17 protein-coding genes are annotated in these 16,541 nt (G+C 62.9%); 13 read left to right on the top strand and 4 right to left on the bottom strand.

Going from position 1 to position 16,541, the window contains the following annotated elements; translation table 11 throughout:
* Positions 1–42: 42 nt before the first annotated feature.
* The 4 genes from WMW70_RS18315 (at position 43) to WMW70_RS18300 (ending at position 3,066) form a co-directional block, all read left to right on the top strand.
* A complete protein-coding gene (locus tag WMW70_RS18315) occupies positions 43–951 on the top strand; it encodes a LysR family transcriptional regulator (RefSeq protein ID WP_341438893.1) in 909 nt (302 codons plus the stop codon).
* Positions 952–1,041: 90 nt separating this feature from the next.
* The gene (locus WMW70_RS18310) at positions 1,042–1,257 is read left to right on the top strand and encodes a dodecin (protein ID WP_341438892.1); all 216 of its coding nucleotides are present in this window, start codon (positions 1,042–1,044) and stop codon (positions 1,255–1,257) included.
* Positions 1,258–1,570: 313 nt separating this feature from the next.
* A complete protein-coding gene (locus tag WMW70_RS18305) occupies positions 1,571–2,572 on the top strand; it encodes an LLM class flavin-dependent oxidoreductase (protein WP_341438891.1) in 1,002 nt (333 codons plus the stop codon).
* 68 nt (positions 2,573–2,640) lie between these two features.
* A complete protein-coding gene (locus WMW70_RS18300; protein WP_341438890.1) occupies positions 2,641–3,066 on the top strand; it encodes an OsmC family protein in 426 nt (141 codons plus the stop codon).
* Between the two features lie 48 nt (positions 3,067–3,114).
* Here WMW70_RS18300 and WMW70_RS18295 read toward each other — a convergent pair whose 3' ends face one another.
* A complete protein-coding gene (locus tag WMW70_RS18295) occupies positions 3,115–3,528 on the bottom strand; it encodes a PA0061/PA0062 family lipoprotein (RefSeq protein ID WP_341438889.1) in 414 nt (137 codons plus the stop codon).
* Between the two features lie 135 nt (positions 3,529–3,663).
* Here WMW70_RS18295 and WMW70_RS18290 point away from each other — a divergent pair, with 135 nt between their 5' ends.
* Together WMW70_RS18290 and WMW70_RS18285 are read left to right on the top strand one after the other, a co-directional pair.
* The gene (locus tag WMW70_RS18290; RefSeq protein WP_341438888.1) at positions 3,664–4,806 is read left to right on the top strand and encodes an aminopeptidase; all 1,143 of its coding nucleotides are present in this window, start codon (positions 3,664–3,666) and stop codon (positions 4,804–4,806) included.
* A complete protein-coding gene (locus tag WMW70_RS18285) occupies positions 4,803–5,033 on the top strand; it encodes a DUF1161 domain-containing protein (protein ID WP_341438887.1) in 231 nt (76 codons plus the stop codon). The genes WMW70_RS18290 and WMW70_RS18285 overlap by 4 nt, the downstream gene beginning before the upstream one ends.
* Before the next feature lie 93 nt (positions 5,034–5,126).
* On the opposite strand, the gene WMW70_RS18280 is transcribed toward WMW70_RS18285, so the two are convergent.
* Both WMW70_RS18280 and WMW70_RS18275 read right to left on the bottom strand, forming a co-directional pair.
* A complete protein-coding gene (locus tag WMW70_RS18280; RefSeq protein WP_445942164.1) occupies positions 5,127–5,789 on the bottom strand; it encodes an HAD family hydrolase in 663 nt (220 codons plus the stop codon).
* Positions 5,786–6,331 carry a gamma carbonic anhydrase family protein gene (locus WMW70_RS18275; protein ID WP_341438886.1) on the bottom strand — a complete coding sequence of 182 codons (546 nt, stop codon included), beginning with the start codon at positions 6,329–6,331 and terminating at the stop codon, positions 5,786–5,788. Before WMW70_RS18275 ends, WMW70_RS18280 begins: the two co-directional genes overlap by 4 nt.
* Positions 6,332–6,503: 172 nt before the next feature.
* Here WMW70_RS18275 and prlC point away from each other — a divergent pair, with 172 nt between their 5' ends.
* From prlC to WMW70_RS18250, 5 genes are all read left to right on the top strand, one after another.
* Positions 6,504–8,552 carry an oligopeptidase A gene (gene prlC / locus WMW70_RS18270; RefSeq protein ID WP_341438885.1) on the top strand — a complete coding sequence of 683 codons (2,049 nt, stop codon included), beginning with the start codon at positions 6,504–6,506 and terminating at the stop codon, positions 8,550–8,552.
* Positions 8,549–8,824 carry a YheV family putative zinc ribbon protein gene (locus tag WMW70_RS18265; RefSeq protein ID WP_341438884.1) on the top strand — a complete coding sequence of 92 codons (276 nt, stop codon included), beginning with the start codon at positions 8,549–8,551 and terminating at the stop codon, positions 8,822–8,824. Before prlC ends, WMW70_RS18265 begins: the two co-directional genes overlap by 4 nt.
* 652 nt (positions 8,825–9,476) lie before the next feature.
* A complete protein-coding gene (locus tag WMW70_RS18260) occupies positions 9,477–10,400 on the top strand; it encodes a universal stress protein (RefSeq protein WP_341438883.1) in 924 nt (307 codons plus the stop codon).
* Between the two features lie 146 nt (positions 10,401–10,546).
* Positions 10,547–11,608, top strand: a complete 1,062-nt coding sequence (locus tag WMW70_RS18255; RefSeq protein ID WP_341438882.1) for a PA0069 family radical SAM protein — start codon at positions 10,547–10,549, stop codon at positions 11,606–11,608.
* A 156-nt stretch (positions 11,609–11,764) separates the two neighbouring features.
* Positions 11,765–12,478 carry a carbonic anhydrase gene (locus WMW70_RS18250; protein ID WP_325508907.1) on the top strand — a complete coding sequence of 238 codons (714 nt, stop codon included), beginning with the start codon at positions 11,765–11,767 and terminating at the stop codon, positions 12,476–12,478.
* A 303-nt stretch (positions 12,479–12,781) separates the two neighbouring features.
* Here the strand turns inward: WMW70_RS18250 and WMW70_RS18245 are convergent, their stop codons facing one another.
* A complete protein-coding gene (locus WMW70_RS18245; protein ID WP_341438881.1) occupies positions 12,782–13,438 on the bottom strand; it encodes a hypothetical protein in 657 nt (218 codons plus the stop codon).
* 360 nt (positions 13,439–13,798) lie between these two features.
* Between WMW70_RS18245 and coxB the strand changes: the two genes are divergently transcribed.
* On the top strand, positions 13,799–14,923 hold the full coding sequence (coxB, locus tag WMW70_RS18240; RefSeq protein ID WP_341438880.1) for a cytochrome c oxidase subunit II: 1,125 nt from the start codon (positions 13,799–13,801) through the stop codon (positions 14,921–14,923).
* 5 nt (positions 14,924–14,928) lie between these two features.
* Complete coding sequence (ctaD, locus tag WMW70_RS18235) at positions 14,929–16,533, top strand: cytochrome c oxidase subunit I (RefSeq protein ID WP_341438879.1); 1,605 nt, start codon at positions 14,929–14,931, stop codon at positions 16,531–16,533.
* Positions 16,534–16,541 lie beyond the last annotated feature (8 nt).

Below are 16,541 nucleotides of genomic sequence, written 5' to 3'. Positions count from 1 at the left end.
AAAAGCGATAAGATCGCCGCAACCTGTCAGGAAAACTCACATATGAGCCAAGACCTTCCGCCGCTTAATGCCCTGCGCGCCTTCGAGGCCGCCGCCCGCCTGCACAGCGTCAGTCAGGCGGCAGAAGAGCTGCATGTCACCCATGGCGCGGTCAGCCGACAACTCAGAACCCTGGAAGAGCATCTGGGCCTCGCCCTGTTCGCCCGGGAAGGTCGCGGCCTTAAACTCACAGATGCGGGTGTGCGCCTGCGCGATGTCAGCAGCGAGCTGTTTGCCCGCCTGCGCAGCACCTGTGCCGAGCTGCAGCAGGGCCAGGCCGATGCACCCTTTGTCCTGGCCTGCCCGGGCAGCCTGCTGGCGCGCTGGTTTATCCCGCGCCTGGACCGGCTCAACCGCGAGTTGCCAGAACTGCGCCTGCAGCTGTCCGCCAGCGAAGGCGAGCTGGACCCGCGTCGCCCCGGGGTGGACGCCACCCTGTGGTTCGCCGAGCCGCCCTGGCCGGCAGATATGCAGGTTTATGAGCTGGCCGTCGAGCGCATCGGCCCGGTGCTTAGCCCGCGCTACGCACGCTTCGCCGAATTGCATCAGGCACCGCCCGCCGCCTTGCTCGGCGAGCCACTGCTGCACACCAGTTCACGGCCCCAGGCCTGGCCGAGCTGGGCCAGCGGCAATGCCCTGGATAGCGGCGCGCTGCGTTACGGCCAGGGCTTCGAGCACCTCTACTACCTGCTGGAAGCGGCCGCCGCTGGCCTCGGCGTAGCTATCGCGCCGCAGCAACTGGTGGCCGACGATCTGGCCGCTGGTCGCCTGGTCGCGCCCTGGGGCTTTGTCGAAACCGCGGCGCGCCTGGTGCTCTGGCGGCCGCTGCGCAGCCGCGACAACCGCGCCGAACGGCTGGCCCAGTGGCTGGCCAGTGAACTCGGCGAGCCGCATAACAGTCACACGCCGTAGCGCCGATAGCGGCCGGTGTCCTTGTGCTTTCCCCTGGCTTGGCTAGCGTGAAGCTATGGCACTTAAGCCTAACTGCCCGAGGAAATGCGCATGTCCGATCATCATGTCTACAAGAAAATCGAAGTCGTCGGCTCGTCCAAGACCGGTATCGAGGACGCCATCGAAAACGCCCTGGCCGAGTGTGCCAAGTCGGTGCGCAATATGGACTGGTTCGAGGTGGTGGACACCCGCGGCCATATAGTCGACGGCAAGGTTGGCCACTATCAGGTCACCCTGAAGGTCGGTTTTCGCCTGAGCAACAGCTGAACGCCCGGCGCACCGATACCCCCTCAGTTGCAGCACCAGCGGCCTCGTGGGTGGGGTGAGGCCTCATCCATATAGCAACTGCAGGGGTGGATGAAAATCCAACCCACACAGCCGCCGCAGGGCCTTGGCGCAATCCGGGATTGCAACCCCGGATTGCGCTGCGCCTATCCAGGCGATGAGGCCGAATAAATTCCTGTGATTATCCCCGCGTCAGCTCGGTGCCCTTGGAATCCGCAGAATAAGCCCCACTATCTAACTCAGGTATTGGCACATTGCTGCGCCCACGCAAACGGATAACCAACAGGCAGGCCCGATGAGCACACTCGCCCAAACTAAATTCTCCACCCTCGACCTGGCACCGATCCGCGATGACGGCAACGCGGCCCAGGCCCTGCGCAACTCCCTGGCGTTGGCGCAACATGTCGAGCGCCTGGGCTTCGAGCGTTTCTGGGTCGCCGAGCACCATAATATGGACGGCATCGCCAGCTCGGCCACCGCCGTGCTGCTCGGTTATCTGGCCGCCGGCACTTCAACCATTCGCCTGGGCTCCGGTGGGGTGATGCTGCCCAACCATGCGCCGCTGGTGATCGCCGAGCAGTTCGGCACCCTCGCTACGCTCTACCCCGGCCGTATCGAACTGGGCCTGGGCCGCGCCCCTGGCGCAGATCACTTCACCGCCCAGGCGCTACGCCGCGACCGCATCGGCAATGCCGACGACTTCCCGGCGGATGTCGAAGAGCTACAGCGCTACCTCGGCCCGCGCACGCCGGATCAGCGGGTGATCGCCGTACCCGGCACCGACACCAATGTGCCGATCTGGCTGCTCGGTTCCAGCCTGTTCAGCGCCCAGCTGGCCGGGGAAAAAGGACTGCCCTATGCCTTCGCCTCGCACTTCGCGCCGCGCTATATGCACGAGGCGATTCGTGTCTACCGCAATCACTTCAAGCCCTCGGCAGTGCTCGACAAGCCCTATGTGATGCTCGGCGTACCGCTGATTGCCGCCGACAGCGACGAGCAGGCCGAATACCTGGCCACCTCGGCCTACCAGCGCATCCTCGCCCTGATCCGCGGCCAGAGCCTGGTGCAGAAGCCGCCGGTGGCGAGCATGCAGGGCCTGTGGCTGCCCCATGAGAAGGAGGCGGTGGGCAGCTTCCTCGGTATGGCGATGATCGGCGGCCCGGAGAAAATCCGCGCGCGCCTGGAGGTGCTACTGGAGCAGACCGGTGCCGACGAGCTGATCTTCACCTGCGACCTCTACGACTTCGCCGACCGCTTGCACGCCTTCGAAATCCTCGCCCAGGTGCGCGCCGGCTAAATCGCCGCGAACTTGTCGCGCCGATAGCTCTCTGAACTCTGTAGTCCTTAAAGCAATGGAGAGCTCAGATGAAAAAGACAGCATCGGCCCACTGGCAAGGTGGCATCAAAGATGGCAAAGGCACTATCTCGACCCAGAGCGGTGCCTTGTCGAACAGCCCCTACGGCTTCAATACGCGCTTCGAGGATCAGCCCGGCACCAACCCGGAAGAGCTGATCGGCGCGGCCCACGCCGGCTGTTTTTCCATGGCCCTGTCCAAGGAGCTGGGTGACGCCGGCATGACCGCTGAAAGTATCGAGACCACGGCCGAGGTTACTCTCGACAAGTTTGACAACGGGTTCGCCATCACCGCCGTGCACCTGACCTTGCGCGCCAAGATTGCCGGTGCCGACCGCGCGGCCTTCGAACAGGCGGTGGCAGCGGCCAAGAACGGCTGCCCGGTATCCAAGCTGTTGAATGCCGAGATCACCCTGGAAGCGGTGCTCGACGCCTGATCCGCTGGGCGTCGTGAAGGGTTTCGCAGGCCGCTGTGCAACAGCCTGCTAGAACATCCCGCAACGCAGCACCTTGGCTCGCGCCAGCACATTGCGCTGCTCGTCGTAGAGCCAGGCCTGGGCGCTCATCGCCAGCGTCCGGGCTTCGATCCGGTAGCGCTGGCCTGCGGCGAAATCGTCGTAACGCACGCGCAGCTCACAGGTGCGCTCTATCGGCTCGGCCATCAGATCGCCGCCGCCCTGCACTTCGAAGCGAAAACGCGCGATCAGCTCATGGCTGCCGGGGCTTACCTGGAAGTAGCGGCCATCGTTGAGGCGTTTGCCGTCGAGTTCCTCGGCCATCAACAGATCGCTGGCAGGGGTGTACAGATCGACCCAGGCCATCCCCGGGTCGCGGACAGGTAGCGGCGAGGCGCATGCGCCGAGAAGCAACAGACTGACAAGCAGGGCCAGGTAACGCATGGGAGCCTCCGGGGTGTTGGCGTGATGCAGTCAGCTTACGCCTGTTAGTGGCTGTTGCCTTTCGTCGCGAGCCGCGAACGAAACGGCAACAGACCCTAGTGCGGGCAGTAGCAGCAATGCGCTAATTTGGCGGGCATGACCACTCGCCTTGCTCGTTTCCTTATCGACTTCGCCTGCCGCCTCGGGGTTCCATTGGCCGCGGCGCTGCTACTGGGCGGCTGCAGCACGCTGGATTACTACGGCCACCTGGCGAGGGGCCACCTGCAACTGCTGCAGGCCCGTGAACCCATCACCGAACTACTCGCCGATCCGGGCACCGATGCCGGCCTCAAGCAACGCCTGGCCATGGCCCTGCAGGCGCGCCGTTTCGCCAGCACCGCGCTGCACCTGCCCGACAACCGCAGCTATCGCCTGTACGCGGATATCCAGAGGCCTTTTGTGGTGTGGAATGTGTTCGCCACCACCGAGTTTTCCCTGGACCCGCAGCAGCACTGCTTCCCGATTGCCGGCTGCGTGGCCTATCGCGGCTTCTACAGCCAGGGCCGGGCGCGGGGCATGGCCGCCCTGCTCAAGCAGCGCGGGCTGGATACCTACCTGGGCGGCGTGGAGGCCTATTCCACCCTGGGCTGGTTCGACGATCCCATTCTCAACACCATGCTGCGCTGGAGCGATGAACGCCTGGTGGCGGTGATCTTCCATGAACTGGCGCATCAGCAGCTGTATGTCGCCAACGACACCGCCTTCAACGAATCCTTCGCCACCTTTGTCGAGCGCCAGGGCCTGCGCCAATGGCGTGCGGCCCGCGGTCTGGCCCCGGCGGACCATCAGGGCGAACGCCAGCGCGAACAGTTCACCGCCCTGGTGCTGGCAAGTCGCGAGCGCCTGGAGCGGCTCTACGCCAGCGGGTTGGCGGAGGAGCAGATGCGCGCCGGCAAACAGGCCGAATTCGCCCGCCTGCGCGCCGAGTACCAGGCCCTGCGCGAGGGCGAATGGGGCGGCACCGGTCGTTACGATGGCTGGATGGCCGCGCCATTGAACAATGCCAAGCTGCTGCCGTTTGGCCTCTATGATCGCTGGGTGCCGGCTTTCGCCGCCCTGTTCGCGCAAGCCGAAGGCGACTGGCCGCGCTTCTACCAGCGTGTCACGGCTCTCGGTAAACTGCCTGAAAACGAGCGCCAGCAAGCCCTGCAGGCCTGGTCTGACGGGGCGAGAACTTGCCCAGCCGAGCAGCGGTCAAAACCCCACAACTGCCATTCCGGCAAAGGAGCGATGCAATGAACAAATGGACCCTGGCCATGCTGCTTGCTGTGCTCAGCAGCACCGCCCTGGCGGCAGCCAAGCCCTGCGAAGAGCTGAAGCAGGAAATTGAAGTGAAGATCCAGGCCGCCGGCGTTGCCAGCTACACCCTGGAGATCGTGCCCAACGACGAAGCCCAGGACCCCAATATGCTGGTTGGCAGCTGCGACGGCGGCACCAAGAAGATCATCTACCAGCGCAACGACTAGGCCTGCACCTGCGCCCTATGTAGGAGCGGTCTTGACCGCGATGTTCGCCCAGTTGCCGTGCCCTTGGCGGTGAAAGGTTTTTCACCGCCCTGGCTAGCCCATAAAAGCCCGATGCAACTCGGCCAGGGTCGAAAAGTGATAGCGCGGCGCTTCGGCCTGCAGCTCCTCGACACTGCCGAAGCCATAGCCCACCGCTGCCGCGTCCAGGCCATTGTGCCGAGCGCCGATCAGGTCGTGTTTGCGGTCGCCGATCATCAGGGCAGTGTCCGCCGCGAAGCCTTCCTGCTCGAGCAGGTGAGCGATCAGCTCGACCTTGTCGGTGCGCGTGCCATCCAGTTCGCTGCCGTAGATAACCTTGAAGTGCCGAGCAAAATCGAAATGCCGGGCAATCTGCTCGGCAAACACCCGTGGCTTGCTGGTGGCGATATACAGGGTGCGGCCCTGCTCGCCCAGCAGCTGCAGCAGCTCGCCAACGCCAGCAAACAGCTGGTTTTCATACAGCCCGACCTCGGCGAAACGCTCGCGATAGTGCCCCACGGCCCGCCAGGCCGTGGCCTCGTCGAAGCCATAGGTGTGCATAAAACACTGCAGCAGCGGCGGCCCGATAAAGTGCTCCAGCGTCTGCAGGTCGGGCTCGTCGATACCCAACTGCGCCAGTGCATGCTGCACCGAGCGGGTGATGCCCTCGCGCGGGTCGGTCAGGGTGCCGTCGAGGTCGAAGAGGATGTGCCGGTAGTTCAAGTCCCCCTGGATCATCGACTGCTATAGCCTTCCATCAGGTGCTGATCCTTCAGGCGCACATAGTTGTCGGCGCTGTAGCGGAAATAGCTGCGTTCCTTCTCGGTCAGTGCACGGGCCTTCTTGGCTGGGCTGCCGACGTACAGGTAGCCGCTTTCCAGATGGCTGCCGGCGGTGACCAGGCTGCCGGCACCGAGCAGCACTTCCTCTTCGATCACCACGCCGTCCATGATGATGCTGCCCATGCCGATGAGGACCCGGTTGCCGATTTCGCAGCCATGCAGGGTGACGTTATGGCCGATGGTCACATCGTCGCCGATATTCAGCGGGTAGCCACGGGGGTTGAAGGGGCCGGCGTGGGTGATATGCAGCACGCTGCCATCCTGAATGCTGGTACGTTCGCCGATGCGGATGCTGTGCATGTCGCCGCGGATCACCACCAGGGGCCAGATTGAGCTGTCCGCACCGATTTCCACATCGCCCAGAACCACGGCCGAGACGTCGACAAACGCCCGCGCGCCGAGCAATGGAGTGAACTGTTGGTAAGTACGTATCGCCACGATAGAAACCTCTTAAGCTGCGCCTAGCCTTGATTGTAATTAAGATGGCACCCATGTTCAGAACATTGCCGCGATTTTTGCCCCGGCTTTTGTTCACTCAAGCCAGTCACCGGAAGCGCTTTGCGGCCACCGGGGCATGGCTGCCAACCCATTTCGTTACAGGTGACCCGTAGTGACTGCCACTAATCCTCTGCTGCAAGCCTTCGATCTGCCGCCCTATTCCGCTATTCGCCCCGAGCATGTGGAGCCGGCGGTGGACGCAATTCTTGCCGACAATCGCAAGGCAATTACCGAGTTGCTCAAGCAACAGTCTGGCACACTGAGCTGGAAAGGGCTGGTGCTGGTCCTCGACGAGTTGAATGCGCGCCTGGGCCGCGCCTGGAGCCCGGTTAGCCACCTCAATGCGGTGTGCAACAACGCCGAGTTGCGTGCTGCCTACGAGGCCTGTCTGCCCAAGCTGTCGGAATATGCCACCGAACTGGGACAGAACCGCGCGCTGTTCCAGGCCTACGAGGCCCTGGCAAGCAGCCCGGAAGCCGAAGGCTTCGAGGTGGCGCAGAAGACCATCCTGGAACACGCCCTGCGCGATTTCCGCCTGTCCGGTATCGACCTGCCGGAGGCCGAGCAACAGCGTTACGGCGCGGTGCAGATGAAACTCTCGGAGCTGGCCAGCAAGTTTTCCAACCAGTTGCTCGACGCCACCCAGGCCTGGACCAAGCAGGTAACCGATGAAGCGGCCCTGGCCGGGTTGACCGATTCGGCCAAGGCGCAGATGAAGCAGGCCGCCGAGGCCAAAGGCCTGGACGGCTGGCTGATCAGCCTGGAGTTCCCTAGCTACTTCGCGGTGATGACCTACGCTGACGACCGCGCGCTGCGCGAAGAGGTCTACGCCGCCTACTGCACCCGCGCCTCCGATCAGGGGCCGAATGCCGGGAAGTACGATAATGGCCCGCTGATGCTGGAAATCCTCGCCCTGCGTCAGGAGCTGGCCAAGCTGCTGGGCTTCGCCAATTACGCCGAGCTGAGCCTGGCCAGCAAGATGGCCGAGACCACCGATCAGGTACTGCACTTCTTGCGCGACCTTGGGGTGCGCGGCAAGCCGTTTGCCGAGCAGGACCTGCGCGAGCTGCAGGCCTTCGCCGCCGAACAGGGCTGCGCTGATCTGCAAAGCTGGGATGTCGGTTACTACAGCGAGAAGCTGCGCGAGCAGCGCTACAGCATTTCCCAGGAAATCCTTCGTGCCTACTTCCCGGTGGACAAGGTACTCAGCGGCCTGTTCGCCATAGTCGAGCAGCTCTACGGCATCCAGATCGAGGAATTGAGCGGTTTCGACAGCTGGCATCCGGACGTGCGCCTGTTCGAGATCAAGGAGAACGGTGCGCACGTCGGGCGCTTCTTCTTCGACCTCTACGCCCGCGCCAACAAGCGCGGCGGTGCCTGGATGGACGGCGCGCGCGACAAGCGCCGCGACGCCGATGGCAAGCTGATCAGCCCGGTGGCCAACCTGGTGTGCAATTTCACCCCGGCGGTGGGCGACAAGCCGGCACTGCTGACCCACGACGAAGTCACCACCCTGTTCCACGAATTCGGCCACGGCCTGCATCACCTGCTCACCCGCGTCGAGCATGCCGGCGCGTCCGGGATCAACGGCGTGGCCTGGGATGCGGTGGAGCTGCCGAGCCAGTTTATGGAGAACTGGTGCTGGGAACCCGAGGGCCTGGCGCTGATCTCCGGCCACCATGAGACCGGCGAGCCGCTGCCGCAGGACCTGCTGGACAAGATGCTGGCGGCGAAGAATTTCCAGTCCGGCCTGATGATGGTGCGGCAGATCGAATTCAGCCTGTTCGACTTCGAACTGCACGCCACCCACGGCGACGGTCGCAGCGTGCTGGAGGTGCTCGAAGGCATCCGCAACGAGGTCTCGGTGCTGCGCCCGCCGGCCTACAATCGCTTCCCCAACAGCTTTGCGCATATCTTCTCCGGCGGTTACGCGGCCGGTTACTACAGCTACAAATGGGCCGAAGTGCTCTCGGCCGATGCGTTTTCCCGGTTCGAGGAAGAGGGCGTGTTCAACCGCGACACCGGCCGCGCCTTCCGCGAGGCGATCCTCGCTCGCGGCGGTTCGCAGGAGCCGATGCAGCTGTTCGTCGATTTCCGCGGCCGTGAGCCGAGCATTGACCCACTGCTGCGCCACCTCGGCCTGAGCCAGGAGGCGGCATGAGCGACGCGCCCAAGGTGAGCAAGCGACGCTTTATCGCCGGGGCCGTATGCCCGGCGTGCAGCGAGATGGACAAGATCCAGATGTGGGACGAGGCCGGCGTGCCGCACCGCGAATGCGTGGCCTGCGGCTATGCCGACACCCTCGACGAGCGCGGCAACTCGGTGCCCCGTGAGCTGCCGACCCGGGTCAATATCAGCGCCCTGAAACCCAAGGCCGCCGACCCCAAGGTGCAGGCTGTGCAGTTTTTCCCCAATCCCAAGCTGAAAAAATAGCCGGGAGTCATTTTTAACGTCGCACAGCGACGGCCCGTAGGGTGGCCGCCAGGGATGGCGGGCCATAAAAAGCCAAGCGAGTCAGCGCAGCGCTCGCTTCCTGGCTGTCGTCTGGCGCTTAAGTGCACGGGTGGGGGTGGCTGTGGCTGCCTCATCAGCCGTTCGGTGCTGTCGGCTCACCTGCTTACGTTTTAATCGACTAACTCAGCCGACCAGTGACCCGACCTCCGTTCCCCCACCTTCCATACTTAGCAACTGGGATTTGCCACCCGTGTTTCCCCGTATCTGCCGGGTACCTCCATGGTGACGTGGTTGCCAAAACCCGAGCACGGCGCGAGCCATGGAAGCAGCGGCGTGAGTTCAGCTCAACCATGCATTGAAAGATGTTGCATGCGCTCTGGGGTCGGCTAATACAGACGCCCCCACGCTAATGGCCGTATTTGCCAAACGCCAGGGGGCGATTCACTCCACTCGATATGAGCTGGATGAATTTGTAGGGGGCTTTAGCACGAGGGTGCATGCACGCGGTGAGTGTGCCCTAGAGATCGAAGGAGTTAGCTGTATGTTTCGGCCTCCCCGCACGGAGCAACAGGTGCCAACGGCGAACTTCCCTGGCCATGCCCGCAGCTACTTTTCGTGCAGGAGAGCTATCATGCACAACATTCGCAAAACCTTGGTCGTGGTGGACCCCGATCAAGATCAGGAGCCACTCCTTGATAAAGCCAAGATGATCGCAAGCGCCACTCGCTCGCACCTGCATCTACTGATTTGCGATAAACAGCTTAACCATACCTCCCTCCTCGAAACCCTCGAAGCGGAACTAACCGCCCAAGGCTTCAGCATCACGGCTCAGCATGCCTGGCATGGCTGCCCGGCCAACACCACCATCACAGTCGCTGCCGCCGAAGGCTGTGGCCTGGTGATCAAGCAACACCGCCCCGACAACCCGCTGCTCAAGACCATCCTCACTCCGGATGATTGGAAACTGCTGCGCGACTGCGCCTGTCCGGTGCTGATCGTGAAAAACGCAATCCCCTGGCCTGGCGGGATCATCCTGGCTGCAATCGACGTAGGAAATACGGACGTCCAGCACCGTCTGCTCCAGGCCGGCATTGTCAGCCACGGTTACGATATAGCTCGGCTGATGGGTGGCACCTTGCACCTGATGAGTGCCCACCCCTTCCCTACGCTTGCCGCGGCTGACCCTGTCTTTCAGCTCAAGGATAGCCTTGCGGCCTTCTATCGGGCGGAGTGCACCACCTTCCAGAAAGAATTCGGCATCGACGACCCGCAACTGCATATTGAAGAGGGCCCAGCCGAGCTGCTGATTCCAAAGGTGGCACACAAGCTCAGGGCCGTCGTCACCGTAGTGGGTGATGTAGGCCGGCGCGGATTGGCCGGTGCGTTAGTCGGCAATACCGCCGAGATGATTCTGGACAGCCTCGATACCGACTTGCTCGTGATCAAGCCCGGCGATGTGATCGCTCATCTGGAAGAGTTGGCCGCTCCCATGCCCGCCACTGTCGATCCGGCACTGGTGCACTCCTGGCCCTACCATCACCATCATCGGACGTAACCTTGAGGTAGTCGTCAGCAGGCTGCCGAGCCTGCGTGTGGAGCATGATGTGGTCGCAGTCATGGTCGCGGGTACCAGAGGCGGACCGATGTGAACATCTCAGCATGATACTGTATATTCAAACAGTATCATGCTGAGGTTCTCCCATGCCTATTTCCCTGCCTCCACGCGGTCGCGGCACCGCCAGCAACCCGCATAACCGCTTTGCCCCGACTCGCTCGCTAGCGGAGGACGACGGCTGGTTTCAGGACGAGACGCCGCCGTCCCGCGCCACCGAGGTGCGCAGCGAGCTGGCGAAGACGGTGATCAGCCGCAACAGCTCGCCGGATGTCGGTTTCGACCGTTCGGTGAACCCCTATCGGGGTTGCGAGCATGGCTGCATCTACTGCTTCGCTCGGCCCAGTCATGCCTATTGGGATATGTCGCCGGGTATCGACTTTGAAACCAGGCTGATCGCCAAGACCAATCTGGCCAGCCGCCTCGAGGAAGAACTGCAAAAGCCCGGCTATGTGCCGCAGCCGATCGCCCTGGGCATCAACACCGACGCCTATCAACCGATCGAGCGCGAGCAGCGCCTGACCCGCCAGGCTCTGGAAATTCTCCTGCGCCACAAGCATCCGTTGCACATCATCACCAAGGGCTCGCTGATCCTGCGTGACCTCGACCTGCTCGGCGAGCTGGCCAGTCAGCGCCTGGTCAGTGTGGCCTTCAGCCTGACCACCCTCGACGATGAACTGAAACGCATCATGGAGCCGCGCGCCGCATCGCCGGGGGCGCGCTTGCGCGCCATGCGCACGCTGCACGAGGCCGGCGTGCCGGTCAGCGTGATCTGCGCGCCGATGATCCCGATGATCAACGACATGGAGCTGGAACACCTGCTTGAGGCCGCTCGCGATGCCGGTGCGCGCTCCGCCAGTTACGTGCTGCTGCGCCTGCCGCTGGAGATCGCGGAATTATTCGAGGGGTGGCTGCAGGCGCACTTTCCCGAGCGCGCCGAGCATGTCATGAGCCTGATCCGCCAGTCGCGCGGCGGCAAGAACTACGACAGCCGCTTCGGCAGCCGCATGCGGGGCGAAGGCCCGTTCGCCGAGTTGCTGGCCCAGCGCTTTCGCCTGGCCAGCCGTAAGCTCGGCCTGGACCTCCGTGATACCCAGGGCCTGGACTGCTCGCAGTTCTGCCCGCCGGGGGCGCAGCTGAGCCTGCTCTGAGAGCAGTGCTCTGGCTGTAATCAGCGCGGAGCAGACTGTCGACAGCTGTGACTCGGCCGCCTCCTGAGGAGTCCTGTATGAGCCGGTATTAACGCGGTTCGCAATGGGTGCCGAGCCGACAATATTTAGATGCGTGCAGCTTTCGAGGTTGGCCCTATGGATAAGCAACAGCAACAGACCAGCAGCCCGGCGGAGAGCGCGCAAGAGGCACTGCAACATATCGTTGAGGGCTTCCAGCGTTTTCGTCAGGAGGTGTTTCCGCAACAGCAGGCGCTGTTCAAGAAACTCGCCCACCAGCAGACGCCACGGGCCATGTTTATCACCTGCGCCGACTCGCGCATTGTCCCCGAGCTGATCACCCAGAGCGACCCGGGCGATCTGTTCGTCACCCGCAACGTCGGCAATGTGGTGCCGCCCTACGGGCAGATGATGGGGGGGGTGTCCACCGCCATCGAGTACGCGGTGATGGCCCTCGGCGTGCAGCACATCATCATCTGCGGGCATTCCGATTGCGGCGCGATGAAGGCGGTGCTCGATCCGCAAACCCTGGAACGCATGCCCACGGTCAAGGCCTGGCTGCGTCATGCCGAAGTGGCCAAGACGGTGGTGGCGGACAACTGTGGCTGCGCCGATCACACCACCCTCGGCATCCTTACCGAAGAGAATGTGGTGGCCCAGCTCGATCACCTGCGCACCCACCCCTCGGTGGCCTCGCGTCTGGCCTGCGGCCAGCTGTTTATCCACGGCTGGGTTTACGACATCGAGACCAGCGAAATCAAGGCCTACGACGCCGAGCAGGGCGCATTCCGCCAGATCGGTGACGGTCCGCTGCCCATGGCCACGCCGCGCCCACGCTATCTGCCCAGCTAACCTGCGCCCCGCGCAACGACGCCCTCCCTATTAGCCTTCTCCCCCCGGGAGACCAATCGGCAGGATTGCCGATTGGCACGGCGCAAGCCGCCCGCAGGGTGAGGTACAGGGATGTACCGAATGCAGGTGGCGCGAAGCGCCGGATGAGGGAGCGCCACAGTAACCCCAGGATGAGTGGGCCGCTTAGGTGACAACCCATCGCCGCGATTGATGGGTTGCCACCCATGCTACGGCCTTGATCCTTGAGTGCCCCTTTGCTGCGCGACTGCGCGGGGGCTCAGCGCATACTGCGGGCAATCCTGCTTAACCGGCCGCGCGCGACTCATCCAGCTGCAACTCCAGCCCCAGCTGCTGCGACAGGCACGGCCAGCGCTGCCAGGCCGCCTCGGTCTGCGGGTCGCTCAGGCGTTCGCGGTAGGCCTGCACCGAGTCCTGGGCAAAGCTGGCGTCATCGAGCATGCCCTCCACCGCATGCTGCACGGCTTCGTCCAGCTGGTTGGCGAAGGGCTCGCCGATCAGCTGATGGGCGATCAGGTTGGCCACCGTGGTATCCAGCGGAATCAGCGGCTGGCCGAGGTGGGCGATGTAACGATCATTGACCTCCTCGACCAAGCGGTGGGCCAGATAGGCCTCGTCGAGCAAGCCATCGAGACCTTCGTGGCCGGCCATCAGCGCTGGCGGCTGCAGGAAGAACTGTTCGGCGACCTTGAGCACCGGCTTGATCTGCGCCTCGATGCCGGCCTCGCGCGCCACCTGATTGGCCGCCTGCAGAACCTCGGGCACCTGGCCAATATAGGCGCTGACAAAACCCTGTAGCACCCCCGAACTATCGTCGCTTGGTACGCGAATGGAGGGATGCAGACGTTCCAGTTGGGCGTGCATCTGCGCGGCCAGCTGACCGGTACTGGCTTCGTGCTGATGCGCACGTTCGATCAGTTCGTTTAAGGCAGCAATATTCATGACGGCTCCGAAAAAAGGACATGGGCGTGAACCATAGCTGGCTGAGCAGCGTGGCTAAGACTCGATTGTCATAATTATTAAATACTTATGCGAGTCCGCTATATAGCAGGCTCCATTCAAGGGTCCCTGCCGCCGTCGCAGTGGCCGTCTGCCCATGGCGCGGCCAGGCGATTCATTTCTGTTTCCGCGTTGCCAGGTGCGGGTCCGTGTCTATACTCGATCTCGAAAGGCAGTACCTGATAACACCGGATAAACCTCGGCATGGATAGGGCGGGTTGGCGTTCGTACTCTTTTGAACGCCCGAGACCTTGGCCGCTGGCCTATTCGGCGGGATAACAAGAATCATAAGGGGAACCCGCAATGATGCGACATCCACGAGTCTGGATGGGCCTCCTGTTGTGGCTGGTATTCAGCTCGGCTTACGCCGGCTGGGGTGTCAACATGATGCCCGGTGCTACCGAGGTCAGCCGCTCAGTATTCGACTTGCACATGACCATCTTCTGGATCTGCGTCGTTATCGGCGTGATCGTGTTTGGTGCCATGTTCTGGTCGATGCTCGTCCACCGCCGCTCCACCGGCCACAAACCCGCACACTTCCACGAAAGCACCACAGTCGAGATTCTCTGGACCGTGGTCCCCCTGGCCATTCTGGTTGTAATGGCCATACCGGCTACCAAGACCCTGATCGAGATCTACGACAGCTCGGAATCCGAACTGGATATCCAGGTGACCGGCTATCAGTGGAAGTGGCACTACAAGTATTTGGGCCAGGATGTCGAGTTCTTCAGCAACCTGACAACGCCCAGAGAGCAGATCAATAACAAGGCCGAGAAAGGCGAGAACTATCTGCTTGAGGTCGATGAACCTCTGGTGGTGCCGGTCGGTACCAAGGTGCGCTTCCTGATCACCTCCGCCGACGTCATTCACTCCTGGTGGGTGCCCGCGTTGGCGGTGAAGAAAGACGCCATTCCAGGCTTCGTCAACGAATCCTGGACGCGTATCGACGAACCCGGCATCTACCGCGGTCAGTGCACCGAGCTATGCGGCAAGGACCACGGCTTTATGCCGGTGGTGGTCGAGGCCAAGTCGCAAGAGGACTACGTCGCCTGGCTGGCCGAACGCAAGCAGGCCGCGGCCGCCGAGCGCGAGCTGACCAGCAAGCAATGGACGATGGAGGAGCTGATGGCACGCGGCGAGAAGGCCTATGTCACTGCCTGCGCCGCCTGCCACCAGCCCACCGGCGAAGGCCTGCCGCCGATGTTCCCGGCGCTCAAGGGCTCGGCCATCGCCACCGGCCCGGCTGCGGACCATATCAACATTGTGGTCAACGGCAAGCCAGGAACCGCCATGGCCGCCTTCGGCAAGCAACTCTCGGAAGTCGATCTGGCCGCCATCATCACCTACGAACGCAACGCCTGGGGTAACAAGGTCGGTGACATGGTCACTCCACAGGACATCGTTGCCTTCAAACAGGCTCAGGAGTAAGGGACATGAGTGCAGTGATCGATCCGGGCCATGCTGGCCACGGTCATGCCGGACATGACCATCACCACGGCCCGGCCAAGGGCCTGATGCGCTGGGTGTTGACCACCAATCACAAAGACATCGGCACCATGTACCTGTGGTTCAGCTTCGCCATGTTCCTCCTTGGCGGCAGCATGGCCATGGTGATTCGTGCCGAGCTGTTCCAGCCGGGCCTGCAGATCGTGCAGCCCGAGTTCTTCAACCAGATGACCACCATGCACGGCCTGATCATGGTCTTCGGCGCGGTCATGCCGGCCTTCGTCGGCCTGGCCAACTGGATGATCCCGCTGATGATCGGCGCGCCGGACATGGCCCTGCCGCGGATGAACAACTTCAGCTTCTGGCTGCTGCCGGCGGCCTTCAGTCTGCTGGTCAGTACCCTGTTCATGGAAGGCGGCGGGCCCAACTTCGGCTGGACCTTCTACGCGCCGCTGTCCACCACCTACGCACCGGAGTCGGTGACCTTCTTTATCTTCGCCGTGCACCTGATGGGCATCAGTTCGATCATGGGCGCGATCAACGTGGTCGCCACCATCCTCAACCTGCGTGCCCCCGGCATGACCCTGATGAAGATGCCGCTGTTCGTCTGGACCTGGCTGATCACCGCCTTCCTGCTGATCGCGGTGATGCCGGTGCTGGCCGGTTGCGTGACCATGATGCTGATGGACGTGCACTTCGGTACCAGCTTCTTCAGCGCCGCCGGTGGTGGTGACCCGGTGCTGTTCCAGCACGTGTTCTGGTTCTTCGGCCATCCCGAGGTGTACATCATGATCCTGCCGGCCTTCGGCGCGGTCAGTTCGATCATCCCGGCCTTCGCCCGCAAGCCGCTGTTCGGCTACACCTCGATGGTCTACGCCACGGCGTCCATCGCCTTCCTCTCGTTCATCGTCTGGGCGCACCACATGTTCACCGTCGGCATTCCGCTGACCGGCGAGCTGTTCTTCATGTACGCGACCATGCTGATCGCCGTGCCGACCGGGGTGAAGGTTTTCAACTGGGCCAGCACCATGTGGCGCGGATCGATGACCTTCGAGACGCCGATGCTGTTCTCCGTGGCGTTCGTCATCCTGTTCACCATCGGCGGCTTCTCCGGCCTGATGCTGGCCATCGCCCCGGCGGACTTCCAGTACCACGACACCTACTTCGTGGTAGCGCACTTCCACTACGTGCTGGTGCCGGGGGCGATCTTCGGCATCTTCGCCTCGGCCTATTACTGGCTGCCGAAGTGGACCGGGCACATGTACGACGAAACCCTCGGCAAGCTGCATTTCTGGATGAGCTTCGTCGGCATGAACATGGCGTTCTTCCCGATGCACTTCGTCGGCCTGGCCGGCATGCCGCGGCGCATCCCGGACTACAACATGATGTTCGCCAACTTCAACATGGTCTCGAGCATCGGTGCCTTTATGTTCGGCGCGACCCAGTTGTTGTTCCTGTTTATCGTCATCAAGTGCATCCGTGGTGGCAAAGCGGCTGGGAATAAGCCTTGGGATGGTGCCGAAGGGTTGGAGTGGACGGTGCCGTCGCCCGCGCCCTACCACACCTTCCAGACCCCGCCGGACGTGAAGTAAGGAGCCGC

The sequence above is a fragment of the Pseudomonas sp. XK-1 genome, from assembly GCF_038069885.1.
Lineage (GTDB): Bacteria > Pseudomonadota > Gammaproteobacteria > Pseudomonadales > Pseudomonadaceae > Aquipseudomonas.
The sequence above is the reverse complement of the archived record's forward strand: the minus strand, read 5'-3'. Positions and strand labels throughout refer to the sequence as shown.

What these genes read in the sequence shown, in the direction of transcription:
- WMW70_RS18315 (WP_341438893.1), top strand. Translation starts at nt 43, where the DNA reads ATGAGCCAAGACCTTCCGCCGCTTAATGCCCTGCGCGCCTTCGAGGCC.
- WMW70_RS18310 (WP_341438892.1), top strand. Translation starts at nt 1,042, where the DNA reads ATGTCCGATCATCATGTCTACAAGAAAATCGAAGTCGTCGGCTCGTCC.
- WMW70_RS18305 (WP_341438891.1), top strand. Translation starts at nt 1,571, where the DNA reads ATGAGCACACTCGCCCAAACTAAATTCTCCACCCTCGACCTGGCACCG.
- WMW70_RS18300 (WP_341438890.1), top strand. Translation starts at nt 2,641, where the DNA reads ATGAAAAAGACAGCATCGGCCCACTGGCAAGGTGGCATCAAAGATGGC.
- WMW70_RS18295 (WP_341438889.1), bottom strand. Translation starts at nt 3,528, where the DNA reads ATGCGTTACCTGGCCCTGCTTGTCAGTCTGTTGCTTCTCGGCGCATGC.
- WMW70_RS18290 (WP_341438888.1), top strand. Translation starts at nt 3,664, where the DNA reads ATGACCACTCGCCTTGCTCGTTTCCTTATCGACTTCGCCTGCCGCCTC.
- WMW70_RS18285 (WP_341438887.1), top strand. Translation starts at nt 4,803, where the DNA reads ATGAACAAATGGACCCTGGCCATGCTGCTTGCTGTGCTCAGCAGCACC.
- WMW70_RS18280 (WP_445942164.1), bottom strand. Translation starts at nt 5,789, where the DNA reads ATGATCCAGGGGGACTTGAACTACCGGCACATCCTCTTCGACCTCGAC.
- WMW70_RS18265 (WP_341438884.1), top strand. Translation starts at nt 8,549, where the DNA reads ATGAGCGACGCGCCCAAGGTGAGCAAGCGACGCTTTATCGCCGGGGCC.
- WMW70_RS18260 (WP_341438883.1), top strand. Translation starts at nt 9,477, where the DNA reads ATGCACAACATTCGCAAAACCTTGGTCGTGGTGGACCCCGATCAAGAT.
- WMW70_RS18255 (WP_341438882.1), top strand. Translation starts at nt 10,547, where the DNA reads ATGCCTATTTCCCTGCCTCCACGCGGTCGCGGCACCGCCAGCAACCCG.
- WMW70_RS18250 (WP_325508907.1), top strand. Translation starts at nt 11,765, where the DNA reads ATGGATAAGCAACAGCAACAGACCAGCAGCCCGGCGGAGAGCGCGCAA.
- WMW70_RS18245 (WP_341438881.1), bottom strand. Translation starts at nt 13,438, where the DNA reads ATGAATATTGCTGCCTTAAACGAACTGATCGAACGTGCGCATCAGCAC.
- coxB (WP_341438880.1), top strand. Translation starts at nt 13,799, where the DNA reads ATGATGCGACATCCACGAGTCTGGATGGGCCTCCTGTTGTGGCTGGTA.
- ctaD (WP_341438879.1), top strand. Translation starts at nt 14,929, where the DNA reads ATGAGTGCAGTGATCGATCCGGGCCATGCTGGCCACGGTCATGCCGGA.